A 24,590-nucleotide genomic window follows, 5' to 3' on the forward strand; every position below is an offset into this window, starting at 1 on the left:
GCCCTCTTTTGTCGGGGCTAACATTTTTTAATAAGCATATGGGAGTTTTCAATGGTTCGCGGATTCTTGATGACAGGCGTTTGCCTGATGGCGCTAGCCGGTGCCGCATCGGCAGAAACAGTGCTTAACCGGGGCAACGATACTGATCCCGCCACGCTGGACCAGCACCATACAACCACCGTTTCGGAAAACCGTGTTCTGCGCGACCTTTATGAAGGTTTGTTGGCGCAAAACGAGAAGGGCGAAGCCATTCCCGGAGCGGCTGCATCGTGGGATATTTCCGAAGACGGCCTCACCTACACATTCCATATGCGCGAAAATGCCAAGTGGTCGAACGGCGATCCCGTAACTGCTGGCGATTTCGAGTTTTCCTTCCGCCGCATCATGGACCCGAAGACGGCTGCCGGCTATGCCAGCGTCCTCTACGCCATTAAGAATGCCGAGGAAGTTGCCACCGGCAAGATGCCGGTCGATCAGCTTGGCGTGAAGGCGCTTGACGACAAGACGCTGCAAATCACTCTCAAGAACCCTGCCCCTTATTTCCTCGAACTTCTCACTCATCAGACCGGTTTCCCGGTCAACAAAAAGGCTGTCGAGAAGTTCGGCGACAAGTTCACCCTGCCCGGCAACATGGTGACCAATGGCGCCTATACGCTTGTCAGCTTCACTCCCAATGACAAGATCTCCATGAAGAAGAACCCGAATTACTGGGATGCTTCCAATGTGAAGATCGATGCGGTGAACTGGATACCGTTCGAGGATCGCGCAAGCTGCATGCGCCGCTTCGAGGCGAAGGAAGTCGATATCTGTTCCGATGTTCCTGCCGAACAGATGGACTATGTGAAAAAGAACCTCGGCGGTCAGTTCCGCCTCGCTCCCTATCTTGGCATCTATTATGTCGACATCAAAGGCGAGCCATCGAGCAAGCTGCGCGATCCGCGCGTGCGCAAGGCCATATCGATGGCCGTCGATCGTGAGTTCCTCGCCAATGAAGTCTGGCGTGGCGTGATGCTGCCAGCCAGTTCCATGGTGCCGCCCGGCATTGCGAATTACGTCAAGGACGCGCCGAAGCTGGATTTCGCCGACGAAGATGTGCTGGACCGCGAAGATAAAGCCAAGGAATTGCTGCACGAAGCCGGTGTCCAACCGGGTGGCCTTTCCGTGACGCTGCGCTACAACACCTCGGAAAACCACAAGAATACCATGGCAGCGCTTGCCAACATGCTGGGCAATATCGGCATCAAGGCAACGCTCAACGAAGTCGAAGGCGCCACCTTCTACAACTACCTTCAGGAAAAGGGGATGTTCGACATCACCCGTGATGGCTGGATCGGCGATTACAACGATCCGAATTCGTTCCTGGAGCTTTATACCACCGGCAATTACTTCAATTATGCCGAATGGTCGAACAAGGATTACGACGCGCTGATGGCGAAATCCGCAACCACGACCGATCTCGCCGAGCGCGCAAAAATCCTCGCTGAAGCAGAGAAGATACTGCTCGGGGACGGGGCCGTCGTGCCGCTGATGTATTATTCGTCCACCGCTCTCGTTGCCGACCGTGTTCAGGGTTACGAAGATAACCTCATGAATTCGCACGGCACACGCTGGTTATCGACAAAGAACTAAAAACAAAATGAAACACGCCCTTAGTGGGATTTGCCGGATCGTTCAAAGCGATCCGGCAAAGAAGGGAAAAGAACATGCTGGGCTATACGCTCCGACGATTGGGTAGTGCGATACCCACGATATTCATCATCATCACGCTGACGTTCTTTCTGATCCGGCTTGCGCCCGGCGGACCTTTTGACCTTGAAAGGCCGATTGATCCACTGATCCTGGAGAACCTCAAGAAGGCCTATAATATGGATGCGCCGCTGTGGCAGCAGTATCTGATTTATCTGGGCAATCTTCTGCACGGCGATCTTGGACCGAGCTTCACGCGACGCGACTTCTCGGTGAACGATCTTTTCGCTTCCGGCCTGCCGGTTTCGATCATGCTCGGCACGCTCGGTCTGACGCTTGCAGCGATCATCGGAACATTCCTCGGCACGCTGGCGGCATTGAAGCAGAACTCAGCTGTCGACTATTTCGTCGTTGCGCTGGCTACATTCGGCATCACCACGCCCAACTTCGTCGTGGCCCCTCTCCTCAGCCTTCTGTTCGGCGTCATTCTCGGATGGGTTCCGGCGGGCGGCTGGTCTTCGGCCAATATAACCTACTGGATATTGCCGGTCCTGACGCTTGCATTGCCGCAGGTCGGCGTCATTGCGCGTCTCGTGCGTGGCGCGACGATTGAGGCATTGCGCGCCAATCACGTGCGCACCGCGCGCGCCTATGGCCTGCCGTCACGGGTGGTTGTGGGTGTGCATGCCTTGCGTGCCGCCATGCTCCCCGCCGTATCCTATCTCGGCCCGACGGCTGCAGCCCTGCTCACAGGTTCGGTCGTGGTCGAGACGATCTTCGGCATTCCCGGCATCGGTCGTTACTTCGTGCAGGGCGCGCTTAGCCGCGATTACACCCTCGTCATGGGAACCGTTGTTGTCATTTCGGTCTTCGTCGTGGTGTTCAACCTGATCGTCGATCTTCTTTATGCATGGCTTGATCCGAGGGTTCGCTATGACTGATCTTACTGTACCGACGGAAACAGCCCGGCTGGAAGTTCCAAGCCGCTCGCTCTGGCAGGACGCATGGTTGCGCCTGCGCAAGAACAAGGCTGCCGTGGCAAGCGCTATCGTCCTTCTTCTGATGGCTTTTCTGGGCATTTTCGGCCCGATGCTGAGCCCGCACCCCTATGATAAGATTTATCCGCAGTTCGTGCGTGTGGCACCGAGCCTCGAAGCCTATCCGCGTGAAGATACAATCATGCCTGGTCTTGAACGCGAACTTGCCCGGGCGCGGCTGAAAGCTGCCGGCGAGCCGGAACTGAACGGCAACAATGTCGTTGTCGACTTCACCGCACAGCGTCCGACGGACGAGCGTGTGCTGCGTTATTTCCAGCGCTCCGACCTGTTCAGCAATCCGAAAATCGAGATCGCTACTGACGGGCTGTCGGGCAAGCTGACCCTCGACGTGGCGCGCAATTATTTCCTGCTCGGCACCGATAATCTGGGCCGCGATCTGATGACGCGCATCTTCATCGGTGTGCGCATGTCGCTTGCCATCGGCCTGCTTGCCTCGGCGATGGCACTGGTTCTGGGCGTGTCCTATGGCGCTGTCTCCGGTTATCTCGGCGGGCGCATCGATAATGTGATGATGCGGCTCGTGGATATTCTCTATTCGCTGCCCTTCATCTTCTTTGTGATATTGATGCTCGTCTTCTTCGGGCGATCCATTTTCATCATCTTCATCGCCATCGGCGCGACGGAATGGCTGGATATGGCGCGCATCGTGCGCGGACAGACATTGAGCCTCAAACGTCAGGAATTTGTGCAGGCTGCGGAAGCGTTAGGCGCGACACGGCGCGGTGTCATCACGCGCCACATCATTCCGAATGCGCTCGGCCCGGTCATCGTTTTCGTGACGTTGCTGGTGCCGAAGGCAATCCTGCTCGAAAGTCTCCTCTCCTTCCTCGGTCTCGGTGTTCAGGACCCCCTCACCTCTCTGGGGCTGCTGATTTCCGAAGGTGCCCAGAACATGCGCGGCGCAAGCTGGCAATTGATCTGGCCTGCCGCAACACTGACCATCATCCTGTTTGCGCTGAACTTCCTTGGCGATGGCCTGCGCGACAGCCTTGACCCGAAGGATCGCTGAGATGACGAGTGAAAACATTCTGAGCGTGCGCGACCTGAAGGTCACATTCGACACGCATGACGGTCCGGTAGAGGCAGTGCGCGGCATCAATCTTGATGTCAAAGCTGGTGAAACCATCGCCATTGTCGGCGAGTCCGGCTCCGGTAAAAGTCAGACCACCATGGCAATGATGGGCCTTCTGGCCCAGAACGGCAAGGCAACCGGCCAGGCGCTCTATCGCGGTCAGGATCTGATCGGCATGTCCGAAAAGAAGCTGAACAATATCCGCGGCGCAAAGATCACCATGATCTTTCAGGAGCCGATGACGTCGCTCGATCCGCTTTACCGCATCGGCGACCAGCTTGCCGAGCCGCTTCGCTATCATCGCGGCATGAACAAGAAGCAGGCGCGCCCGCGTATTCTTGAACTGCTCAAGCTGGTTGGCATTCCGGAGCCTGAGCGCCGCATCGACAGCTATCCCTATGAGCTGTCGGGCGGGCAGCGTCAGCGTGTCATGATCGCCATGGCGCTCGCCAACGAGCCGGATATCCTGATTGCGGACGAACCGACGACCGCGCTGGATGTCACCATTCAGGCGCAGATTCTCGATCTTCTGGCCGATCTGCAGAAGCGGCTGGGCATGGCGGTGGTCTTCATCACGCATGATCTCGGCATCGTGCGGCGCTTTGCCGACCGGGTCTATGTGATGCGTTCGGGCGAAGTGGTTGAAACCAACGAAACGGAAAAGCTCTTCACCGCACCGGAGCATCCCTATACGAAGATGCTGCTCGACGCGGAGCCAGAAGGCGAAAAGGCCCCTCCCCGTGACGACGCGCCGGTGCTTGTTCGCGCCGACAATGTGAAGGTCAATTTTCTTATCAGCAAACCATGGCTCGGCGCTGCGAACTATCTCACCGCCGTCAACAATGTCTCGCTGACATTGAAAGAAGGCCAGACCATCGGCATCGTGGGTGAATCCGGTTCCGGCAAGTCCACGCTCGGTCGCGCTATTCTGCGTCTTCTCCCATCAGAAGGCCGCATCGCTTATCTCGGCAAGGAATTGCCGACGGAATCGCAGGCGATGCGTCCGAAACGCCGCGAATTGCAGCTCGTTTTTCAGGATCCTTTCGGCTCGCTCAGCCCGCGCATGACGGTGGGACGCATCATCACCGAAGGGCTTCTGATCCACGAACCGAACCTTTCGGCGAAAGAGCGTGATCGTCGCGCGCAGGAGGCCCTGCGGGAAGTCGGCATGGACCCGGCCATGCGTAATCGCTATCCGCACGAATTTTCCGGCGGCCAGCGCCAGCGCATCGCCATTGCGCGCACGATGATCCTGAAACCGCGCGTGATCGTGCTCGATGAGCCGACAAGCGCACTCGATCGTTCGGTGCAGAAGCAGATCGTCGCCCTGTTGCGCGACCTGCAGAAAGACCACGGCTTGTCCTATCTCTTCATCAGCCACGACATGGCGGTCGTGCGGGCCGTTTCGGACTATGTGATTGTGATGAAGAACGGAAAGATTGTCGAACAGGGCGATACCGAACAGGTCTTCGATCACCCGCGCGAAGATTATACCAAGGCTCTGATGGCGGCGGCGCTCAGCGAAGAGCGCTTCGGTACGTGATGTAATGACGGAATGAAAAGCGAAAAGGGCCCGATTTCAGGCCCTTTTCATTTGAAAGAAGCTCAAGCGACGCTGTGCAGTTCGGTGCAGACCTTGTTGCGGCCCAGATGCTTGGCACGATAGAGCGCCGCATCTGCCCTGCGGAAGACCGTTTGGAAATCTTCGTTACCCGGCATGCAGAAAGCGATGCCTGCGCTGGTCGTCGTTGAGAAATCTCCAGCCGAAGCCTCGAACACGATCGCCGAAAAGGCTTTCCGGATCGTGTCGGCCAAGGCAAGAACATCGCTATTATGTTTCTGCCTCAGGATCAGAACGAACTCCTCACCGCCGATGCGGGAGATGAGGGCCGCGCCTTTGACATGGCTACGCAGAACGCCGGAGAACGTGTACAGCACTTCATCCCCGACGATGTGGCCATGCGTATCATTGATGGATTTAAAAGCATCAAGGTCGAAGATCACGACTGAATCCCCGAGCTGCAGTTCATTATCGTCCAGCACGTCATAAAGCGCGCGCCGGTTCAGCAATCCGGTCAGGCTGTCGGTACGCGCCTCGTTGGCATGACGACGCGCAATGCGCGACTGGGTGAAATTCAGCGACAGCGCGCCAATACCCGTAATGCCTATGATGGCGGTGATGGCATTGATATCTTCGGCCCAATTGCTTGGGATCGTAGTCATGACCCACTGTTGTTGATGCAGGATGAAAGCGCCGCACAGAAAGAATGAAATCGCTGTCAGGGTATAAAGAACGATCATGCCAATGACCGGGACCGGCGCTTCCCGATAGACATGGAAATATTCTTTCGCCGTCAGCAGGAGCAACAGGGCCGAAGTCAGGTTGAAGATCGCCGTGCCGGTGCCCGTCTGCCCGGCCAGAATAGGCAGCGTGGTTGCGCATATGACGGCAATCGCCAGAACGACCAGAAAGCTCCGTTGTATCGGACGTCCGGAAATCTGCCGTGACCCGACAATCAGGAAGATGAAACCGACGCTCTCCAGAGCGAAGGCGACAATGGAGGCCGTAGCCAGCGGCAAAGGCCCCGCATAGTAAAGTACTGCCCCCGTGCCGAGCAGGATCATGCCAAGGCAGCCCCAGAGCAGAAATTTGTCACGCGAGTTCTGATACCAGACGCTGAGAATCGTCAGCCCTACTGCCAGAGAGCAGATACCTGTCGCAAAAAACAAAGTGTTCTGGTCGAGTCCCAAAGCTGCACTTCCCCCGCTGCATAGCCAAGTGTAGTTCAGCTCTTGATAATAAGCGATAAGCAATATGTTTAAATCGATCAACCATCGGTCGACATGATGCCATATCTATACAGAACAGATGAGCTATGGTTAATAATCGCCATACATGGCTTTGGTAAAAGAGGTCGAGATGTTGAAAATTGCATTGCTGGCAGGCAGCCTGACACTTCTTGCAGCACCATCGTCTTTCGCCGACGAACAGACAATCGAAGGCGTGGGCCTCGGCAGGGAAATCACCTGCACCTCCGGCGATGTCGGGATTTACGGTGCGGAAAATAACGTCAAGCTCAAGGGAGAATGCGGCCATGTCACCATACATGGCGTTTCTCATACAGTGACGTTCGAAAACGCCCGGAAGCTTTCGGTATCCGGCACGGACAACACGGTTTCGGGCGGAGCAACGCAAAATCTGATCGTTGAAGTGTCGAACAATCAGGTAACCGCCACCTTGAAGAAAGGAACGGATCCTTCAATTCTGGAGGTTTCCGGCGCGGAGAATATCGTCAACGTGAAGGTCGATGGGCCTTCGCAGTTCGATGTCAGCGGCGCGAACCATCAGGTGACCTGGTCGCTTGCAGGCGGTTCCGCCGAACCGACGATCTCGATCTCCGGCGCCGATAACGATGTAACCAAGGCTGAATGAAAATGATCTGCGCGGCACCGTGGTCTGGCGCCGCGCAGATTATCGATTTCAGGCTGCCAGCGAAGCCATATCGATGACAAAGCGGTAGCGTACGTCGCTCTTCAGAACGCGTTCATAGGCTTCGTTGATCTCCTGAATGTTGATCTTCTCGATTTCCGAAACGATGTTGTGCTGGCCGCAGAAGTCCAGCATTTCCTGCGTTTCCTTGATCGACCCGATCATCGATCCTGCAAGCGACTTGCGGCCGGGAATGAGCGAAAACGCATGCACCGGCACCATGTCTTCGGGAACGCCAACGACAACCATCGTTCCGTTTACCTTAAGCAGGCCAAGATAGGCATTCCAGTCGATAGCGACGCCAACCGTGCAGATGATGAGATCGAACGATCCCGCCAGTTTCTCGAAAGTGGTTGCGTCGCTAGTCGCATAATATTCATGGGCGCCGAGCTTGAGGCCATCTTCCTTCTTGGAAAGTGACTGGCTTAGAACCGTAACATGCGCGCCCATGGCATTGGCGAGCTTGACGCCCATGTGTCCGAGTCCACCCATGCCGACAATCGCCACACGCTTGCCGGGACCTGCATTCCAGTGACGCAACGGCGAGTAGAGGGTGATGCCTGCACAGAGCAGCGGTGCTGCCGCATCGAGCGGGAGATTATCCGGGATCGAAAGGACATAGCCCTCCTTGACCACGATATGATCGGAATATCCGCCCTGCGTCCGCGCCTTTCCCTCCGCATCGGGGGTGTTATAGGTCTGGATGAGGCCCGGAAGATACTGCTCATTGTCGACATCACGGCTGGCGCAGCCGACACAGGAATCCACGAAGCAGCCGACGCCTACCTTGTCGCCGACCTTGAACTTGGTGACGGCATTGCCGACGGCAGTAACGACACCTGCGATCTCATGTCCCGGAACGATGGGATAAACTGCATTCTTCCATTCGTTGCGGACGGTATGGATGTCGGAATGGCAAACGCCGCAATACTGGATCGAGATGACCACGTCATCCGCGTTGGGCTCGCGCCGCTCAAAAGTGAACGGAACCAGCGGCTCATCCGCATCCGTAGCAGCGTAACCTCTTGCTATGGCCATGATAGACTCCATTTATTGGATTGGGGAAGCAGGCAGAATATGCCGGAAGCAAGGGCAGAAGCGGTAGACCGATCCTGCAAGCTTCTTGCACGATCCTGCAAAACTGCCTGCTTCGCGATTGCCGATGCATGCCTGCCTGATCAATAATTGCTGTATTCTATCTCATCTGAAGCGGATCACCTATGACGTCACTGAACGACACCTTCGAGGAACTTGCCGCGCTGGCGGAGCGTTTCACCGCACAGGACGGCGAATACCGAACGCCGATCGAAGGTCTGGGGATCAGCAGGCGGACGACGCCGAGCATACCGTGCCACAGCAGCTATCGGCCCTGTCTCGCCATGGTGTTGCAGGGCGCGAAATCTTTGCGTCTCGGTTCCGAGACGATCAACTATACCAAAGGCGAATATCTGGTGACTTCGCTCGACCTGCCCGTCACGTGGCGGGTAGTCGAGGCAAGCCCGGAAGCACCGCATCTGTGTCTGGCTCTTGCCATCGACAGCGAAAAGCTCACCGACCTGATCGGACGCGCCGACGTTCGCAGGCACATGATGGGCGTTGGCGATCAATGGGGCATTACCGTCAATGCTGCGCCTGCGGGGCTGCTGGATGCAGCCCTGCGCCTGCTGCGCCTTCTTGACAATCCCGAGGATATTCCGGTGATGGCACCGCTGATCGAACAGGAAATTCTCTATCGTCTGCTGACGGGTCCGGGCGGTGAGCGTTTGATAAACATCGCAACCGCCGACAGTCAGGCCAACCGGATAGCCCGGGCTATCGCTTGGCTTCGGCAGAACTTTGCAGCACCACTGCGGATCGAGCAGCTTGCCGAACACGTCAATATGAGCGCGTCGTCATTTCATCATCACTTCAAGGCGATCACGGCAATGACGCCGGTTCAGTATCAAAAGCAACTGCGTCTGAACGAGGCGCGCAGGCTGATGCTGGTCGAGCGGCTGGATGCCGGTACGGCTGGCCATCGCGTCGGCTATCAAAGCCCGTCGCAGTTCAGCCGCGAATATAGCCGCTTCTATGGAAACCCGCCGATGCGTGACATCGAAGCGGCTTAGATAGCAGAACGGCGGAACTCTCGTTCCGCCGTTCTATTGTCAGTGCCCCTGGCTGTTGCGGACTGCTGCAACATCTGCCGCCTTTACCGGGCCTGCACTGTTACCCCATGCCGAGCGGACGAATGTGGCCAGTTCGGCAACTTCATCATCCGACAGGCGGTCGGCATAACCCTGCATCACCAGACGCATCGGACGCTTCGCCGTGGACGGAACCTCGGCGCCATGCAGGATGATCGAGATCAGCGGTTTCGTCTCCGAACCTGTCACAAGATCATTACCGGCAAGCTCAGGAAAGATTTCCGGCGCGCCCTTGCCCGTCACGAAGTGGCAGGCGGCGCAGTTATCGATGTAGAGACGTGCGCCCAGAGGCATATCCGGAGAAGCTTCCGTCAGCATCTTTGTCGTTGCTTCACCGGCCGCATCGGCCGGAGCCGCTGGCAGCGCCATCGACGCCTTTGAAGCGAAGCTCTGCGGCACTTCGACAGCCGCACCGTCGATCCCCTTCAGGAAAGCGGCCATCGCCAGATTGTCTGCATCGGTGAGATGCTGCAGCGAATGCTCGACAGCGAGGCCCATTTCGCCATTGGCTGTTGAATGGGAATTGCGGCCTGTTGCGAGATAGGTTGCCAGCTCCTCGATGGACCATTTCTGCGGAGCGGAATTGGCACCGCGCAGAGACGGCGCATTCCAGCCATCGACAACACCGCCGGTTAGGAAGTCCTTGTCACCGACCTGCGTGCCGCTCTGCGCCATCAGCGGATTGCGTGGGCTGTGGCAGGCAGCACAGTGTGCCGGTCCTTCGACCAGATACTGTCCGCGATCCTCTGCTTCCGACTTGCCGGCGGCCTTGAAGCCCGCTTCCTGGCCGAGAGCAAGCCAGTTCCAGGCGCGAATGCCGAAACGCATGTTGAACGGGAAGCCGAGCTTGGTTTCCTGAACGACATTGTTCACCGGCTCCACCTGATGCATGAAATAATCATACAGAGCGCGGACATCTTCTTCCGTCAGCTTGCGATAGTTCTCATATGGCATTGCTGGATAAAGATGCGAGCCGTCGGCACGAATGCCATCATAGAGAGCGGCGCGAAACTGATCGAGTGTCCAGTTTCCAATGCCGGTTTCCTTATCCGGAGTGATGTTGGTCGTCCAGATCGTACCCATCGGGCTTGCAATCGGGCGGCCACCGGCAAAGGGCTTGCCGCCTTCCGCCGTATGGCAGGCCATGCAGTCGGAGGCATACATGACATATTCGCCCTGCCCTTCGGCAGGCTTCCAGTCTGCGGCCAGTTCCTTGGTCGGTTTAGTCAGTTGTACCGGCACGAAGATGAAGGCCAGCAGTGCGACAATACCGATGACGACCAGAGCGCCGATTATGCGAAGAAAAGTTTTCATCACCATTCTCCTCAGATCAGCGGACGCGGATTGGACAGATATTGCGTGCGGATCGCATGCGCAGTCGAATAGGCAAGCCCGCCGAGCAGGCCTGTCGGATTGTACTGCGTGTTCTGCACGAAATTGCCCGCGCCGGTCATGAACACATTGTGCTTGTCCCATGCCTGCGAGTAGCGGTTGACCACGCCCTCACGCGGGTTTTCCGACATGCTATGGCCACCCGTATTGTGCGTCGTCTGATAGGGACGCACGTCATATTGCGCGCCTTCCTTCTTGAAGGACGACTGCATCAGGTCCGGGTTCATCGTCTTGGCCAGTTCTTCCATCTTGGTCTTCATGTACTGGGTCATCCGGATATCATTCGGATTCCAGTTGAAGGTCATGCGCATGAGCGGGCGACCGTGACGATCCTTGTAGGTTGGGTCCAGATCGAGATGGTTGGTCCTGTAAGCCATATGCGAGCCATGGCTGCCGATGGACATGGCATGGCCATACCATTCAGCAATTGCCTTCTTCCATGCACCGCCCCAGCCCGGCGTACCGGACGGCAGTGGCATGCTGCGGATCGGCTGGCCGTTGGTCTGGCCTGCGCGCCAGTACGAACCGCCGATGAAGCCTTCTCGTCCGAAATCGATCTGGTTGACACCGAAATCGTCGATGCACATGCCGTTCGCGCCGGTGCCGATGAACGGATTGAACTCTTCATCCTTGAAGAAGAGCGTCACACCGCCATTCATCTGATAGGCATAATTACGCCCGGTCACACCTTCGCCCGTTGCCGGATCGTATGGCTGGCCGATGCCGGAAAGCAGCGCCAGATGCACGTTGTTGAGCGAGAAGGACGCAAGAATAACGATATCGGCGGGCTGGAACACTTCCTCCTGCGTCGCCTCGTCAAAATAGGTCACGCCCGTAGCCGTCTTGCCGTCTGGCGCCATCTCGACACGCAGAACTTCCGACTCCGTGCGATAGGAGAAGTTCGGCATGCGCTTCAGCGCATCGAGGATTGCTGTCTGAGGCGAAGACTTGGAATACTGGTAGCAGCCGAAGCGCTCGCAGAAACCGCAATGGTTGCACGGTCCCATCTGCATGCCATATTCATTGACATAGGCCGTCGACGCGATGCCGCCGGGCGACGGGAACGGATGATACCCCATGCCCTGCGCGGCATCGGCAAACTTCCGGCCGTCCCAGGTCGTGTGCATCGGTGGCATGGGATAGTCGTTTGAGCGCCATCCCTCAAACGGATTACCGCCTTCGGCGATCTTGCCCTTGAGGTTGCCAGCCTTGCCGGAAATACCGGCAATATGCTCGAAACGGTCGAAGAACGGTTCCAGCTCGTCGTAATGGATCGGATAATCGCCCAGAAGCATGTCTTCCGGAATGATCTGTTCGCCCCAGCGTTCCTGCACATAGGAGCGCAGGCGCAGCTCTTCCGGCTGTGGACGCCAGTTCAGGCCGTTCCAGTGCGTGCCCGCTCCGCCAACGCCGTTGCCAGGCAGAAACGAACCAAAACTGCGATACGGCAATGCAACTTCATTCTCGTTGCGTCGGATCGTGACCGTCTGCTGGCTGGCGCGCTGCATCAACTTCAGGCGCACGCCATATTTCAGCTCATCGATCATGTTGGGATACTTGAAATCGGGGACCGTGTTCTGGTCGTGACCGCGCTCAAGCGCAACGATTTCAAGCCCTTCCTGAGCCAGTTCCATGGCCAGAATAGCGCCGGTCCAGCCAAGGCCGACAACGACCACGTCTTTTTTCTTTTCCTGACGTGCCATTGTTAAGCCCTCTCGCCCTTGATCGAAACCGGGCCTAACGGGTAGCGAACATTGTAGCGTTCGACCCATTCCTTGTAGCTGCCGCGCGCGCCGGGGAAGCCGATATAGCTCCAGGCCTGCATGCCGTGATTGCCGCCATACATCGGATCGGCGAAATAGCCTTCCTTGGTGTTCTGCAACAGGACTGTGAAGAAGTCGCGCAGTTCAGGCTGCAAGCCGACCTCCCCCTTCTGCAGCGAGGTCAGCGCCGCGTCTTGCTGTTCCGCCGTCAAGGCCGAGAACGCAGCGCCATGCTTCTGCTCGCACCACGCATTGAAGGCAGGAATACCCTGCCTGTAAATCTGCGCAGGGTTGAGCGGCGTCTGCCAGCCGCGCGTCGGATCGGCGGACGCATCGTGGGGACCAACCATGTACCAGTCATCCGCGCGACCGTAATCACCGGCAAGCTGGAGATCGATGAAGACAGGAACACGGGCTTCGATAGCGCCTGGACCATCGCCTTCAGACGGGATCAGTCTTGCCGTTGCGGCGAGAATGAAAGCCCATTCGACTTCATTGAAATATTGACGTTCATATTCTTCGAGTGGAACCGGGGGAGTTTGTGGTTCCGCTTTAGCTGAGACAGCGAGCCCTGAAAGCATCACGCTTGCCGCGGAGGCTTTCAGAAAACTGCGACGACTCGGATATCCGGGAAGGTCGGTCATTGTCGTTTCCTGCCGATTAGGTGGGTAAGACTTTTGGAGGTGTTTCCGAGAAAATTCCACGATACGCAGATGAGAAACATACGCTCTGGATACACAAGCCTCCAGAATTGTTCAAACAACTTGTACCCTAGTTGTGCATAACCAACCTGCGTTCGCTATAAGACTAGAGCCTTAGCGCAATCCGAAAAGGCCCGGAGAATGACGAAAATCCGGTCGAATGACGCCGAGGCGCGGGCAGTTTTCACAATCACGTGAAGACAATCCCTGCCCGCCACATATTGCCCGGTCTTGCAGTTACGATCACCCATCAAAGCTGAATTGGGTTCGCCTGACCGGAACCGGCAGCAGCTTTTCACGTTGAAAGCGATGGCCGGAAGTGGCCATTATGGTGCTGTCGCGGTTTGCACGCGACTGGAGTGAAACGAAGGGAGGTCAGAAAAATGAAGGCACGCACAGCGACTGTCGGTGATCTTGAAAGCGTTTTTCACGACCTTTCGAGGCGTATGGCGATCGAATATATCGCCGCCGGCAAGGATACTAAAGCCGCTTATGACAACCTGATGATGAACCTGCGGGAAGGCCGTGCACATGCTTTGCTGCAGGACGGCAAGGTGGTTGCTATCATCGCCTGGCATGAGGGCGACGGTGCCACCGATACGCTTTTTGCGGCGAAGGAAGAATTTTTCAACCGAAATACCGTGCGTTTCTGCAAGCAGCATATCCGGCAGATTCAGGCTTTGGCCGGTGATCTGCCAATCCATTCACGAAGCTGGCTCGACCGATCCGACATCGTAAAATGGTTCAAGATCATTGGTTACCAAGAAAAAGGAACCGACAATGGTGCCCGCCTCTTCGAACTGCCTGCCCGCCGTGATAGCATAGTGGCAGCATGACATCTCGCCACCGGAGCAAGTTCCGGTGGCGTTTCTATCCCTCGCCTGTTTGAAGCAACAACCGAATTCCGTTTTTCGTTTTCTGTGAATACAAAGTAAAATCAAAGACATAAAATAATTACTGGAGCCAATTGCGAGTCTCGCATGAGTTGCGGGGAAAGATCGCTTCTTTCAAGCCTTTAACGCATTCCTGACGATTAGCCGTTATTTGGAAAGATGACTGCCATTCGGGGGAAATCATGGCTTGGAAATTCATGCTTGCAAGTGCCGTTCTTGCCGTAACTCGAACGATGCCGAGGGGTTTCGTTGCGCCCACGGGACCAGCTGTGGTCTCCGATAATGCAATGGAAATGGAACTGAAACCCGCACCGATCAATCCTGACTGGGTGCTGGACGGCACTCCGCAGGCGCGCTCCAGCGAGCAATCAGCAAGCCGGGACGGAGCCGCCTATACGGCCATCTGGGATTGCACCGCAGGCACTTTCCGCTGGTATTTCGGCTGGGATGAAACCGTCTATATTCTGGAAGGTGAAGTGCACGTTACCGACGCTGACGGCGGCACGCGCACCTTGCGGGCTGGCGACGTTGCCTATTTCCGGGGCGGCACATGGGCAACCTGGAAAATCGACAATTATCTGCGCAAGGTCGCCTTCATGCGGCGCACTTTGCCTGCACCCGCTTCGTTCCTCTATCGCGCCAGCGACGCGGTGAAACGGCGGCTAGGACGCCGCAAGAGCGGCGCGCTGAACTGATTACCGGTTTGTGATCGGGATGGGCGCCGCATCCGCGCCCATCACGTTGACGAACAGTCCGATATTTCAGTATAAATCAATGACGGCTTTCGCCGTACATGATGGGAATGGGGTTCTCCCGAAACTGCCAGCAATTGGCTGATGACTCCTGCTTGAATTGAAACAGGAGAAGAGTGCGTCGCAAGACCTCTCGAAGTGAGATATTCTATCGAATTTCCAGACGTCACCGACTAATCTCTATCCATTATTGAAATGGACACAGAACAATGCAAGCAACCCTCATGGTAGCGCTCGGTGGAGCGATCGGAAGTGTCGCGCGGTATTGGCTGGCCCTCTTGATGCTGCCGATAAGCCGCGAACTTCCCTGGGGCACCATCGTCATCAATATTGCCGGCTCTTTTGCAATCTCGTTCTTCGGTGCACTGACACTGGAGCAAGGCCGTTTTCCCATACCGGAAATCTGGCGCCTCGCCTTCATGGTCGGCGTGTGCGGTGGCTTCACCACTTTCTCGTCTTTCAGCCTGCAAACGATGGATCTTCTGCGCGCTGGACAACCCGGCAAAGCCCTGTTCAATATCGGTTTTTCGGTTGTGCTTTGCCTGATCGCCGTGTGGCTCGGGCTGCTTGCCGCAGAACGCTTCAATGGTGGTATCGAACAGGTTGCGCAGAATGTAATCGAAGAAGAAGCATCATAAGCTTCACATACGATTGCAACAGCAACGGCCGGTGTTAACGCGTGCCGTCCGGCTGTGGGCGCACAACGCGCTCTAAATATTTGTTTTAACGCGCATCTTATCCGAAAACCGTTTCACACTTTTCGGGATGAGCTCTAATGGACGCACGTGTGAAAGTGGCCCGGCTTTCAGATCCACGGCTCATATGAAAACACCCTCCATTTGCTATATTATGCAAATAAAAAATGAAGATATATTGACTTTGACGACTTTCATTTACTTAAAACGAATCAATTACTGGCCGTAAATTAAGTTTTATGATATGTTTTACCTATATTATATTTTAGGATTTATAAATATGGGACTTGATACATTCTCTGTTCTTCAATCTCTTGCATTGTTTGCAGTCGTAATAGTGATAATGTTCATGATATTTATCGGCATTAATACCAATGGAACATTGTGATTTAATCACGACCTGCTTCACTGGAACGTATCTGGAAAAATGTGAAACAATTTCCGGGACAAAAGAAGACAGAACACTTGCTATAGCTCCGGAAAATATGTGCGACGCGACCTCTCAACGCTTTCCGTCACTAAATTTCTCGGTTGCGAAATCCAGGAAACTCCTGAGCTTGGGCGTCATCTGTCGATCTGAAGCATAAAGCGCATGCAGGGCGCGCGATGGGGGTTCGTATTCAGGGAGAAGCCGGATCAGCTTTCCTGACGATATCTCATCGGCAACCAGTTCATACGGTTGAAAGAGGATGCCCATACCAGAAAGCGCTGCAGCACGCAGTGCTTCACCGCTGTTGGCACAGAAACGACCTGTGATTGAAATAGTCACCTCTCCTTCCGGCCCAATGAATGACCAATGAGTGCGGAGCGATGAATGCGTGAAGATCAGGCATTCATGTTCGACCAGATCCTGCGGTGTCTTCAGGCTGCTTGCAGAATCCATATAGGCAGGCGCAGCACATAGAATAAGGCGATAGGGCGCAAGACGCTTGGCGATAAGGCTGCTGTCGGGGAGATCGCCAGCACGAAAAATCACGTCAAACCCCTCCTCCACCAAATCGACATTTCGGTTCGTAAGATTGAGGTCTACCGACACCTCGGGATGCCGCCTGAGATATTCCGAAAGTTCGGGCGCAAGCGCATGGCTTCCAAAAGTCACCGGAGCACTGACGCGAAGCCTTCCCCTTGGTTCAGACCTTGTCTCCGCCATCAATGCTTCGGCAAGGTCCATTTCCGCCAGAATGTTCTTCGCGCGCTCGTAGAACACTTGCCCGCTATCAGTAAGGCTTTGCCGACGCGTCGTCCTTGTCAGCAGTCTTACGCCCAGTCCGAGCTCCAAGGCACGTATCTGCTTGCCGGCAAGCTGTGACGACATCTCCAACTCGTGTGCCGCCGACGAGATGGATCCGGATTCGACTGCCTTTACGAAGACTCTCATGCCAGTCAACCGATCCATTACAAACAATCCGTTTCTATTATTGAAAAGTATGAACCATTTTATCCTCAGTGTTTCATAACTACAATATGCATGAAGCTGCCATTATCCCGCGATCGACCGGGACAGCACCATTTAGAAGGAAAGGCACCAAGCCATGCAACCCGTCTCTGATACAACAAGCACCGCGATCCGTCCCAGCGCACAGCAACCAACTGTAGTCCTCGTGCATGGAGCATGGGCCGATGGATCGACGTGGAGCCGACTGATCTCCCTGCTGCAGGAAAAAGGCGTGAATGTCGTAGCCGTACAGAACCCGTTGACCTCCCTGGAGGACGACATCGCGACCACCCGGCGCGCGCTTGAAAGACTGCAAGGCCCTGTTGTGCTGGTCGGCTGGTCATATGGTGGAGCCGTGATTACCGAAGCCGGCCAGAACGACAATGTGAAAGCACTTGTTTATGTGGCGGCCTTCGCGCTTTCCGAAGGTATGTCGGTCAACCAGACGGCCAAGGATTACCCGCCCCCTTCCGGTTTTAATCACGTCCAAGCCGACAAGGATGGCTTCCTGACATTGACATTGGAAGGTGTGCAGCAGCATCTTGCTCAAGACGTCGCGCCTGCACAAACCAAGGTGATATTCGCTACACAGCACCCAACCCACGCCAGTAGTTTCGATGGCAAGGTGTCCGTGGCTGCGTGGACGACGAAACCGTCCTGGTATGTGGTGAGTGAACAGGACCGCATGATTCAACCAGATCTCCAGACAGCAATGGCGCAGAAAATCTCCGCAAAGGTGACCACTCTGCCAGCCGGGCACGCACCGCACATTTCCCAACCGTCGGAAGTCGCAGAAGTTATTCTTGAGGCGATTGCCCACGTTACCCAGTAAAGAGAAGTTCGCTTCAGAACAGGCCACCACCACACGAAGCCTGCCCCCAAACCGGGGCGGGCTTTTTGCGTCTTACCAGAAATGTTGATGGAAGCAGGCTCTGGACCGTGCAGCTTGCACCGAAGCACCCGTTGCTCGCAACCGGAGTAACGCGATCGGCTTCGGTTTGGAAACGATAGGCGGCGGCTAGTGCCAGCGTTTAGATTTTATACTGAAATGGCGGAGGGGGTGGGATTCGAACCCACGGTACAGTCTCCCGCACGCCGGTTTTCAAGACCGGTGCCTTAAACCGCTCGGCCACCCCTCCAGACAATTGTTTTATCTATGCTTTTCACAAGTCTGGAAAAACAGCAAATCGCAGCAAGCTATCGATTTGCGCCCAATTGCTTAGCGAGTGACTTCTTAGCAGCTTTTCTTGCGGCGTCAACGTGCACTGTTTCATTTGCCAGCATTCTGAACAACACGGAACGAAACCGGCAGCGGATACCGATCACAATAGCTCGATCCAGCCTCCAAAACCTAACTTTCAATGTTACTGCCATGGCCAGCGGTTAAATGCGCTCTAAGTTCTTTGGCGCAGCCTCAATTGCAGATTGCCGTTCCGGCATCATTCAACACGGAGGATTCCCCATGCAGCACAAAATCCAGGAGAATATGGAAGTCATCGGCGCCGATGGCGTGCATGTCGGCACGGTCGATCGCGTCGAAGATAACCGCATCAAGCTGAAGAAAACCGATAATTCCGGCATGCACAGCGACCATCATCATTATATCGAACTCGGTTTTGTCGCCGATATCGAAGGTGACAAGGTCAGGCTGTCGGCCAATGCCGATGTTGCTGTAACCTTGGAAGAGGAAGCATCCGGTCGCCCAGTCGATCTTTGAAGCAATATCCAAGGCCGCTCATAACACGGGGCCAATGGCAGCCGTGTTATGAGACAAACTCCCCTCACCTGCTTCCCATTCTCGGTCCTGGCGCATTGTTGCAGATCGAGACTTCGATCTGTTAGAAATTCAATGCCAAAACGCCGCAAGGAAGCAACCAGACTTGTCCTTTGCCACATTGCGGCTTAAACTTGAGTTTAATAATCAAAATAAGAAAAAGGGAAGCTATGAGTCTGGATTCTGTTAAGGCATTTTTTGCGGCCAAAGCGCCTGAAATCGAAGTGATTGAGCTGTCGACGAGCACCGCCACTGTTGTTCTCGCCGCCGAAGCGCATGGCGTGGAACCGGGACAGATCGCCAAGACGCTTTCTTTTTCCGCCAAAGACCAGACCATTCTTATTGTCACCCGTGGCGATGCGCGTATCGATAATCGCAAGTTCAAGGATCAGTTCGGAACCAAGCCTCGTATGCTTGATGCCGAGACCGTTCTTGCCGAAACCAGCCATCCGGTCGGAGGCGTATGTCCGTTCGGTCTGCCGAGCGCATTGCCCGTTTACTGCGATGTATCGCTGAAGAATTTCGAGGAAGTCGTGCCCGCTGCCGGAGCGACCAACAGTGCCGTGCGCATCGCTCCGCACAAAATGGCTGAGCTGGTCAGCGCCGAATGGATAGACGTTTGCCAGTAGGTCAGAATGGGCTTTTGCAGCGGGTCTGGGAGGAACTCGCGGTTATTTGATACCGGTAACAACTTTTCCCCTTTAAAGGTGAGAAAAGACTTCATATATTTTAAGAATGATTCTAAAGTGGGTTAAGAAACATATATATCCGCTTTAGCGCATGATCCGATCGAGCCTTGAACCTTTCCGGATCGCAAATGCGACAAGACCAGAATTTTGGAGCAGTTCCGAAACAGGGATAAACCGCTTTCGGTTTGGAATTGCGAACTCAAGGATTGGAGCATCGCGTCCTCGGCATCGAGGTTGCAGTTGTTCCGAGACGTGTTGAAAGGAACAGTGATGCGTCTTACCCGCCAGACGAATTATGCCGTTCGTATGCTCATGTATTGTGCTGCCAATGACGGCAAGCTCAGCCGCATTCCGGAAATCGCACGCGCCTACGGCGTTTCTGAGCTGTTTTTGTTCAAGATTCTTCAGCCGCTCGTTGAACATGGGCTGGTGGAAACTGTACGTGGCCGCAATGGCGGCGTGCGCCTCGGACGTGCAGCACAGGACATTTCGCTGTTCGATGTTGTGCGTGTGACCGAAGAAAACTTCGCCATGGCGGAGTGCTTCGAGAACGATGCCACCGAATGCCCACTGGTCGACAGCTGCGCACTCAATTCAGCGCTGCGCGAGGCACTCAATGCATTCTTCGCCGTGCTGATGAAGTACAGCATTGCAGACCTCGTCAAGGCGCGCCCGAATGTGCGGCACCTGCTTGGTCTCGATGAAATGGAAGAAGAGCGCGTAGCGAGCTGATAATTCAGCGCGAAGTTTGAAATGAAAAGGTCCGGCTTAGAGCCGGACCTTTTTTATTCTGCGGCTGCGCGATAGGCAGACTGAGGCAATACAAAAGGCACCCCCTTTTCCGGCGGGACACCCACCCGCAACGTGCATTCATAAACACGTTCGAGCCTCTCGTCGGTCAGTGCTTCGCGCGGTGTGCCCATCACATCAAGCTTGCCTCTGTTCATGACCGCAATACGGTCGGCGAACATGGCAGTCAGGTTGAGATCATGCAGGATAGCAATCACCCCGCCGCCCGCTGCCGCGAAATCTCTCGCAATCTCCATCACCACAATCTGGTGACGTATATCGAGACTTGAAATCGGCTCATCCAGAAAAAGATAGCGCGCCTCACCATCCACAACCGGTTTCCAGACCTGACAAAGAACACGGGCAAGCTGCACGCGCTGCTGTTCTCCGCCGGAAAGTTCCTGATAAAGCCGACCGCCGAAGCCAGCGAGATCAACCCTTTGCAAAGCGAGATCGGGCAAGCGCTTTTCTTCTTCGCGAGAAACCCCACTATAGCCGCCGGTGAGCCCGATCTTCACGATCTCGCGGACCGTGAAGGGAAACGACAAGGCGCTTGCCTGTGGAAGCACCGCCCGCCGCGCCGCCATCTGCCACGGCTTGATTTCAGCGAAGGAGCGGCCGTCCAGATAGGCTGTTCCCGTGTAAGCGACGTCACCGGCAAGCGCACGCAACAGCGTAGTTTTGCCAGAACCGTTCGGCCCGACAATTGCGGTCACCTCGCCCGGATTAGCGGAGAAGGCGATATCGCTGATGATGGTCTTGCCTGACAGGCTTACGCCCAATGCTTTTGTTTCAATCATGATAGCCTCACAGATCGAGCAGGCCGCGCTGGCGCAGCAATATCCAGAGGAAGAACGGCGCGCCAAAAAGTGCGGTGATGATGCCAATCGGCAATTCTGCCGGGGCCACAATCGTCCGACTTACCGCATCCGCCAGAAGCAGAAGCGTTGCGCCGAGCAGCGCCGACGCTGGCAGGAGATAGCGATGGTCTGGACCGATGCTGAGGCGCAGCATATGCGGCACCACAATGCCGACAAAGCCGATCCCACCAGCAACGGCGACAGTCGCGCCGGTAGCTGCCGCTACGGTAACGATAGCGATGTTTTTGATGCGTTGCACCTGAATGCCGAGATGACCGGCTGCAGCCTCGCCCAACGCCAGTGCGTTGAGACCACGCGCAAGCAATGGCGAAACCACCAGAATGATGGCGATGATTGGTCCCGCAGCGCCAATCTTGGCCCAGGTGGAACCTGCAAGCGAACCAAGCCCCCAGAATGTCAGGTCGCGCAACTGTCGATCATCGGCCAGATAGATGAGCGCGCCGGTCGCAGCGCCCGCCAGGGCGCCAAGTGCAATACCTGCGAGCAGCATGGTAGCAACAGACGTACGGCCCCGACGCGTCGCGACACGATAGAGCAGCAAGGTGCTGGCAAGCCCGCCCAGAAATGCAGCCAGAGGCAAGGCATAGACGCCAAGGATCGCAATAACGGGAGCAAGAAAAGTGCCGCCCAGAACAATCATCGATACCGCGCCAAGTCCAGCCCCGGCGGACACCCCGACGAGACCCGGATCGGCCAGAGGATTGCGGAAAAGGCCCTGCATCACGGCACCGGAAACCGCTAACCCCGCCCCTATCAGCATACCCATGACGATACGCGGCAGGCGGATCTCCATGATGATCAGGTGATCGCGACGGAATGCATCCGCGCCTTCGGCTGCGCCGGAGGAGGTCAGAGCGCGCAGAACCGAAAGCACGGACGCATCCGAAGCGCCTGCTGTCAGGCTGAACAAAGCCGCGATGCATAAAGCAACGGCGAGCAATATGATGGTGAACCGTGCACGTGCGGCACGGTCTCCCGTGATGTCACCTTCTGAGGTGGTGACTTCATTTTCTGATTGACGCGCTGCAAAGCGCTGTTCGCGCGCTACGCGACCTTGGCTGGTCATTTCGAATAATCCTTACAATCAGACTTGCGTGCTCTTCAATCCCGCAAGTCTGATTATGTTATTGCGCTGCAGAGGCGCCATAGAGTTTTGCTGACAGGTCCCGAATGGCAGAACCAGTTCGAGGCCCAAATCCCAACAGATACGACGCTTCCATCGAAACGACATTCTTGTTACGCCCTGCCGGTGTTGCAGCGATAATGGGATTCTTCAACAGCGATTCCGGCGTCATCCCGTCCGCTCCCGTATCCATCATCAGGATCATATCGGGCGCGGCCTTCTCGACGGCTTCGTCGGTCAGCTGCTTATATCCGTGAAATTCGGTGATGACGTTTTCACCACCGGCAAGCTCAATCATGCCATTGGCCGCAGTACCTGTGCCCGAAGCCATCATGCGCCCGCCGGGAGCCGACAGAACGAAAAGTACACGCTTGCGCGAACTGTGGCCAGCTGCGGCCTTCTCAGCCGCTGAGATATCGCGTGAGACTTCGCTCGCAAGCGCCCTGGCCTTCTCTTCCAGACCGAGAGCCTCGCCCACGATCTCGATTTTCTTGACGACGCTTTCGCCGGTATAGGTTTCCGGCACAACGATCATTGGCACAGACGCTTTCTTCAAAACATCGAGCGTATCCTGTGGGCCGCTGCCTTCAAGGAGCAGAATGCCGGTCGGATTGACCGAGAGCACACCTTCTGGTGCAAGCTGACGCATATATCCGATATCCGGCAGCTTCTTTACCGCGTCGGGATAGGCGCTTGTCTGGTCGCGCGCGGCGAGCATCTTTTCTGCGCCAAGAGCGTAGACAATTTCCGTCAGCGAGCCGCCGACGGAAACGATGCGCGACGTATCGCCGAAATGGTCGACGGCTTCTGCGCGTGCAGCACCACCAGCTGCCAGCGACAAAGCGATGGCAGCCAGAGCAGCTCCGCGCCTGAAGCGCAAGGAAATGAACGACATTGCCGTCACCTTATGCAGCGGAAGACTGTGGCAGACGCGGAAGATTTTCCGCGATCATGCGCCAGTCGGCCAGTTCGGCTTCGCCTTCATGACGCTCACCAAAGAACTGAACAATCAGTTCGCCATTGGCATCATAAGCCTCCAGCGACGTCACATGCCCGTCCTTCGTCGGCTTGCGCACGACCCAGACGTCAGCGATGTGATCGATGCGCAGATGCATATGGAACGTCGGGTCCAGCACGTTCAGCCACGGGCCCATCATCTTGATTTCATGGATTGGACCAGTGTGAATCTGGATGCAGCCACGGCTTCCGACAAAGCACATGATGGGCAGCTTTTCCTGCACCGCATGGTTCATCATGGCCTCGACCGATGACGTATCGACACGCCAGGCGAAATCATGACCGGCAAGATGCACAGCCTGATGGCGGTCCACACCGAAATCCTTCAACAGGCCAACGAACTGGTGCACATCGGTGAGTGCGCCCCAGCGTTCGCGGAATGCGTCGATATCGAGAAGCGATACGTCTGCCTTCGGTCCCTTTGTTGCAAGCGCACTGGTCTCAACAGCTGGCGACTGATCGTCCAGCAGCAAATCGGCGACAAGAGCCTCATAGGCTTCAACGTTCGAAGCTGGGCGCAGATGAATCTTGAAAACCGCCTCGCCCGTGGCATCGAAAAATTGCAGGCTGCGACGCGTTGCTTCGCCATCCTGCTTGGCAACGGCAAAACCGTGAACCCAATGCTTCGGGAAAATACGAAGGTCGATTTCCTTGCCGAGCGCCAGCGAAGCATGTTGGCCCCAGATCGTCTTCTCAAAAGGCCCGATCTTTTCATGAACGACGCTCTCATTACGCGTCAGCGCCATGATTTCGCCGACAGCAGCAATGCGGTTCAACAGCGTTTCGACATCGGCGCGAATACGGCGCGCCGAAATGGGGGCTGCTATATCCTGTCCGCAATGTGCTGCTACAAAATCGGCTTCTGATACACCGAGGCTCTGCGCAAAATCACGTTCGCGCATTTTCGGATTATCAGCCCGTGCCTTGAGGATCTGCTCTGGGGAGGGCTTGGAATGGGTCGTCATCTGATGGTTGCCTACTTGTTTAGGATGAGCTTGCCTTGGCGGGTGATCTTGAGACGATAGAGCGAACCGCCGTGCTCTATGCCCACTTCCCGGGAGCCGTCGAAGAGTTCGCGACTGCCATAGGTTTTCAATTGCGGCTCAAGACCACCTTCGCCGAAGCGAGGTTTCGCCTGAGCTGGGACAGACCCGGTTGAATCGCTGCGGAGCTGGCTTTCAGGAATGCGATTTG

24 protein-coding genes, 1 tRNA gene and 1 riboswitch are annotated in these 24,590 nt (G+C 55.9%); of the genes, 13 read left to right on the top strand and 12 right to left on the bottom strand.

The genetic code is table 11. From position 1 onward, the window contains the following. The first annotated feature begins 51 nt into the window (after positions 1-51). From OANT_RS18595 to OANT_RS18610, 4 genes are all read left to right on the top strand, one after another. A complete protein-coding gene (locus OANT_RS18595) occupies positions 52-1,629 on the top strand; it encodes a peptide ABC transporter substrate-binding protein (RefSeq protein ID WP_012092993.1) in 1,578 nt (525 codons plus the stop codon). A gap of 74 nt (positions 1,630-1,703) precedes the next feature. Then, positions 1,704-2,627, top strand: a complete 924-nt coding sequence (locus OANT_RS18600; protein ID WP_010658798.1) for an ABC transporter permease — start codon at positions 1,704-1,706, stop codon at positions 2,625-2,627. After that, a complete protein-coding gene (locus OANT_RS18605; protein WP_010658799.1) occupies positions 2,620-3,753 on the top strand; it encodes an ABC transporter permease in 1,134 nt (377 codons plus the stop codon). Before OANT_RS18600 ends, OANT_RS18605 begins: the two co-directional genes overlap by 8 nt. 1 nt (position 3,754) lies before the next feature. Then, a complete protein-coding gene (locus OANT_RS18610; protein ID WP_012092994.1) occupies positions 3,755-5,359 on the top strand; it encodes an ABC transporter ATP-binding protein in 1,605 nt (534 codons plus the stop codon). Between the two features lie 62 nt (positions 5,360-5,421). On the opposite strand, the gene OANT_RS18615 is transcribed toward OANT_RS18610, so the two are convergent. Further along, complete coding sequence (locus OANT_RS18615; RefSeq protein WP_012092995.1) at positions 5,422-6,567, bottom strand: GGDEF domain-containing protein; 1,146 nt, start codon at positions 6,565-6,567, stop codon at positions 5,422-5,424. A gap of 169 nt (positions 6,568-6,736) precedes the next feature. Here OANT_RS18615 and OANT_RS18620 point away from each other — a divergent pair, with 169 nt between their 5' ends. After that, positions 6,737-7,249 (top strand): DUF3060 domain-containing protein, encoded by a 513-nt coding sequence (locus OANT_RS18620; RefSeq protein ID WP_010658802.1) that lies wholly within the window; start codon positions 6,737-6,739, stop codon positions 7,247-7,249. 48 nt (positions 7,250-7,297) lie between these two features. Here OANT_RS18620 and OANT_RS18625 read toward each other — a convergent pair whose 3' ends face one another. Next, the gene (locus OANT_RS18625) at positions 7,298-8,344 is read right to left on the bottom strand and encodes an NAD(P)-dependent alcohol dehydrogenase (RefSeq protein ID WP_012092996.1); all 1,047 of its coding nucleotides are present in this window, start codon (positions 8,342-8,344) and stop codon (positions 7,298-7,300) included. A gap of 182 nt (positions 8,345-8,526) precedes the next feature. Here OANT_RS18625 and OANT_RS18630 point away from each other — a divergent pair, with 182 nt between their 5' ends. Beyond that, complete coding sequence (locus OANT_RS18630; protein ID WP_012092997.1) at positions 8,527-9,414, top strand: AraC family transcriptional regulator; 888 nt, start codon at positions 8,527-8,529, stop codon at positions 9,412-9,414. Between the two features lie 39 nt (positions 9,415-9,453). Here OANT_RS18630 and OANT_RS18635 read toward each other — a convergent pair whose 3' ends face one another. The 3 genes from OANT_RS18635 to OANT_RS18645 are packed head-to-tail and all read right to left on the bottom strand — an operon-like array spanning position 9,454 to position 13,291. Beyond that, positions 9,454-10,806, bottom strand: coding sequence for a cytochrome c (locus OANT_RS18635; RefSeq protein WP_012092998.1), 1,353 nt, complete (start codon positions 10,804-10,806; stop codon positions 9,454-9,456). 11 nt (positions 10,807-10,817) lie between these two features. Beyond that, the gene (locus tag OANT_RS18640; RefSeq protein ID WP_012092999.1) at positions 10,818-12,587 is read right to left on the bottom strand and encodes a GMC family oxidoreductase; all 1,770 of its coding nucleotides are present in this window, start codon (positions 12,585-12,587) and stop codon (positions 10,818-10,820) included. Between the two features lie 2 nt (positions 12,588-12,589). Continuing rightward, entirely contained in the window at positions 12,590-13,291 is a 702-nt protein-coding gene (locus OANT_RS18645) for a gluconate 2-dehydrogenase subunit 3 family protein (RefSeq protein ID WP_012093000.1), read from the bottom strand. Positions 13,292-13,731: 440 nt separating this feature from the next. Here OANT_RS18645 and OANT_RS18650 point away from each other — a divergent pair, with 440 nt between their 5' ends. The 3 genes from OANT_RS18650 (at position 13,732) to crcB (ending at position 15,631) form a co-directional block, all read left to right on the top strand. Then, positions 13,732-14,184 carry a hypothetical protein gene (locus tag OANT_RS18650; RefSeq protein ID WP_012093001.1) on the top strand — a complete coding sequence of 151 codons (453 nt, stop codon included), beginning with the start codon at positions 13,732-13,734 and terminating at the stop codon, positions 14,182-14,184. A 239-nt stretch (positions 14,185-14,423) separates the two neighbouring features. Further along, the gene (locus OANT_RS18655; RefSeq protein ID WP_012093002.1) at positions 14,424-14,936 is read left to right on the top strand and encodes a cupin domain-containing protein; all 513 of its coding nucleotides are present in this window, start codon (positions 14,424-14,426) and stop codon (positions 14,934-14,936) included. A gap of 94 nt (positions 14,937-15,030) precedes the next feature. Then, a riboswitch (Fluoride riboswitch) is annotated at positions 15,031-15,094 on the top strand. Positions 15,095-15,202: 108 nt separating this feature from the next. Next, complete coding sequence (gene crcB / locus OANT_RS18660; protein ID WP_012093003.1) at positions 15,203-15,631, top strand: fluoride efflux transporter CrcB; 429 nt, start codon at positions 15,203-15,205, stop codon at positions 15,629-15,631. Positions 15,632-16,190: 559 nt separating this feature from the next. Here crcB and OANT_RS18665 read toward each other — a convergent pair. Continuing rightward, positions 16,191-17,084, bottom strand: coding sequence for a LysR family transcriptional regulator (locus OANT_RS18665; protein WP_012093004.1), 894 nt, complete (start codon positions 17,082-17,084; stop codon positions 16,191-16,193). 136 nt (positions 17,085-17,220) lie between these two features. Between OANT_RS18665 and OANT_RS18670 the strand changes: the two genes are divergently transcribed. Beyond that, positions 17,221-17,955 (top strand): alpha/beta fold hydrolase, encoded by a 735-nt coding sequence (locus OANT_RS18670; protein ID WP_012093005.1) that lies wholly within the window; start codon positions 17,221-17,223, stop codon positions 17,953-17,955. A 217-nt stretch (positions 17,956-18,172) separates the two neighbouring features. On the opposite strand, the gene OANT_RS18675 is transcribed toward OANT_RS18670, so the two are convergent. Beyond that, positions 18,173-18,262: transfer RNA gene (locus OANT_RS18675), tRNA-Ser, on the bottom strand. Positions 18,263-18,585: 323 nt separating this feature from the next. Between OANT_RS18675 and OANT_RS18680 the strand changes: the two genes are divergently transcribed. From OANT_RS18680 to rirA, 3 genes are all read left to right on the top strand, one after another. Beyond that, positions 18,586-18,840 carry a DUF2171 domain-containing protein gene (locus tag OANT_RS18680; protein WP_012093006.1) on the top strand — a complete coding sequence of 85 codons (255 nt, stop codon included), beginning with the start codon at positions 18,586-18,588 and terminating at the stop codon, positions 18,838-18,840. A gap of 227 nt (positions 18,841-19,067) precedes the next feature. Next, positions 19,068-19,526 carry a YbaK/EbsC family protein gene (locus OANT_RS18685; protein WP_012093007.1) on the top strand — a complete coding sequence of 153 codons (459 nt, stop codon included), beginning with the start codon at positions 19,068-19,070 and terminating at the stop codon, positions 19,524-19,526. A 330-nt stretch (positions 19,527-19,856) separates the two neighbouring features. Further along, positions 19,857-20,318 (top strand): iron-responsive transcriptional regulator RirA, encoded by a 462-nt coding sequence (gene rirA / locus OANT_RS18690; protein ID WP_010658815.1) that lies wholly within the window; start codon positions 19,857-19,859, stop codon positions 20,316-20,318. A 53-nt stretch (positions 20,319-20,371) separates the two neighbouring features. Here the strand turns inward: rirA and OANT_RS18695 are convergent, their stop codons facing one another. From OANT_RS18695 to hemP, 5 genes are read right to left on the bottom strand one after another with little or no spacing between them, the layout of a single operon-like run. After that, positions 20,372-21,175, bottom strand: coding sequence for a heme ABC transporter ATP-binding protein (locus OANT_RS18695; RefSeq protein ID WP_010658816.1), 804 nt, complete (start codon positions 21,173-21,175; stop codon positions 20,372-20,374). 7 nt (positions 21,176-21,182) lie between these two features. Beyond that, positions 21,183-22,322: a FecCD family ABC transporter permease gene (locus OANT_RS18700; RefSeq protein ID WP_010658817.1), complete on the bottom strand. Its 1,140-nt coding sequence runs from the start codon at positions 22,320-22,322 to the stop codon at positions 21,183-21,185. Positions 22,323-22,380: 58 nt separating this feature from the next. Then, complete coding sequence (locus tag OANT_RS18705; RefSeq protein ID WP_012093008.1) at positions 22,381-23,274, bottom strand: heme/hemin ABC transporter substrate-binding protein; 894 nt, start codon at positions 23,272-23,274, stop codon at positions 22,381-22,383. Between the two features lie 10 nt (positions 23,275-23,284). Then, positions 23,285-24,361: a hemin-degrading factor gene (locus OANT_RS18710; RefSeq protein WP_012093009.1), complete on the bottom strand. Its 1,077-nt coding sequence runs from the start codon at positions 24,359-24,361 to the stop codon at positions 23,285-23,287. 11 nt (positions 24,362-24,372) lie between these two features. Then, a complete protein-coding gene (hemP, locus tag OANT_RS18715) occupies positions 24,373-24,582 on the bottom strand; it encodes a hemin uptake protein HemP (RefSeq protein WP_371264656.1) in 210 nt (69 codons plus the stop codon). Positions 24,583-24,590: the final 8 nt, after the last annotated feature.

Source organism: Brucella anthropi ATCC 49188 (assembly GCF_000017405.1).
Classification (GTDB): Bacteria; Pseudomonadota; Alphaproteobacteria; order Rhizobiales; family Rhizobiaceae; genus Brucella; species Brucella anthropi.

Bases quoted from the DNA above. Each gene is read 5' to 3' on its own strand.
- OANT_RS18595 (WP_012092993.1), top strand. From the start codon at position 52: ATGGTTCGCGGATTCTTGATGACAGGCGTTTGCCTGATGGCGCTAGCC.
- OANT_RS18600 (WP_010658798.1), top strand. From the start codon at position 1,704: ATGCTGGGCTATACGCTCCGACGATTGGGTAGTGCGATACCCACGATA.
- OANT_RS18605 (WP_010658799.1), top strand. From the start codon at position 2,620: ATGACTGATCTTACTGTACCGACGGAAACAGCCCGGCTGGAAGTTCCA.
- OANT_RS18610 (WP_012092994.1), top strand. From the start codon at position 3,755: ATGACGAGTGAAAACATTCTGAGCGTGCGCGACCTGAAGGTCACATTC.
- OANT_RS18620 (WP_010658802.1), top strand. From the start codon at position 6,737: ATGTTGAAAATTGCATTGCTGGCAGGCAGCCTGACACTTCTTGCAGCA.
- OANT_RS18625 (WP_012092996.1), bottom strand. From the start codon at position 8,344: ATGGCCATAGCAAGAGGTTACGCTGCTACGGATGCGGATGAGCCGCTG.
- OANT_RS18630 (WP_012092997.1), top strand. From the start codon at position 8,527: ATGACGTCACTGAACGACACCTTCGAGGAACTTGCCGCGCTGGCGGAG.
- OANT_RS18635 (WP_012092998.1), bottom strand. From the start codon at position 10,806: ATGAAAACTTTTCTTCGCATAATCGGCGCTCTGGTCGTCATCGGTATT.
- OANT_RS18640 (WP_012092999.1), bottom strand. From the start codon at position 12,587: ATGGCACGTCAGGAAAAGAAAAAAGACGTGGTCGTTGTCGGCCTTGGC.
- OANT_RS18645 (WP_012093000.1), bottom strand. From the start codon at position 13,291: ATGACCGACCTTCCCGGATATCCGAGTCGTCGCAGTTTTCTGAAAGCC.
- OANT_RS18650 (WP_012093001.1), top strand. From the start codon at position 13,732: ATGAAGGCACGCACAGCGACTGTCGGTGATCTTGAAAGCGTTTTTCAC.
- OANT_RS18655 (WP_012093002.1), top strand. From the start codon at position 14,424: ATGGCTTGGAAATTCATGCTTGCAAGTGCCGTTCTTGCCGTAACTCGA.
- crcB (WP_012093003.1), top strand. From the start codon at position 15,203: ATGCAAGCAACCCTCATGGTAGCGCTCGGTGGAGCGATCGGAAGTGTC.
- OANT_RS18665 (WP_012093004.1), bottom strand. From the start codon at position 17,084: ATGGATCGGTTGACTGGCATGAGAGTCTTCGTAAAGGCAGTCGAATCC.
- OANT_RS18670 (WP_012093005.1), top strand. From the start codon at position 17,221: ATGCAACCCGTCTCTGATACAACAAGCACCGCGATCCGTCCCAGCGCA.
- OANT_RS18680 (WP_012093006.1), top strand. From the start codon at position 18,586: ATGCAGCACAAAATCCAGGAGAATATGGAAGTCATCGGCGCCGATGGC.
- OANT_RS18685 (WP_012093007.1), top strand. From the start codon at position 19,068: ATGAGTCTGGATTCTGTTAAGGCATTTTTTGCGGCCAAAGCGCCTGAA.
- rirA (WP_010658815.1), top strand. From the start codon at position 19,857: ATGCGTCTTACCCGCCAGACGAATTATGCCGTTCGTATGCTCATGTAT.
- OANT_RS18695 (WP_010658816.1), bottom strand. From the start codon at position 21,175: ATGATTGAAACAAAAGCATTGGGCGTAAGCCTGTCAGGCAAGACCATC.
- OANT_RS18700 (WP_010658817.1), bottom strand. From the start codon at position 22,322: ATGACCAGCCAAGGTCGCGTAGCGCGCGAACAGCGCTTTGCAGCGCGT.
- OANT_RS18705 (WP_012093008.1), bottom strand. From the start codon at position 23,274: ATGTCGTTCATTTCCTTGCGCTTCAGGCGCGGAGCTGCTCTGGCTGCC.
- OANT_RS18710 (WP_012093009.1), bottom strand. From the start codon at position 24,361: ATGACGACCCATTCCAAGCCCTCCCCAGAGCAGATCCTCAAGGCACGG.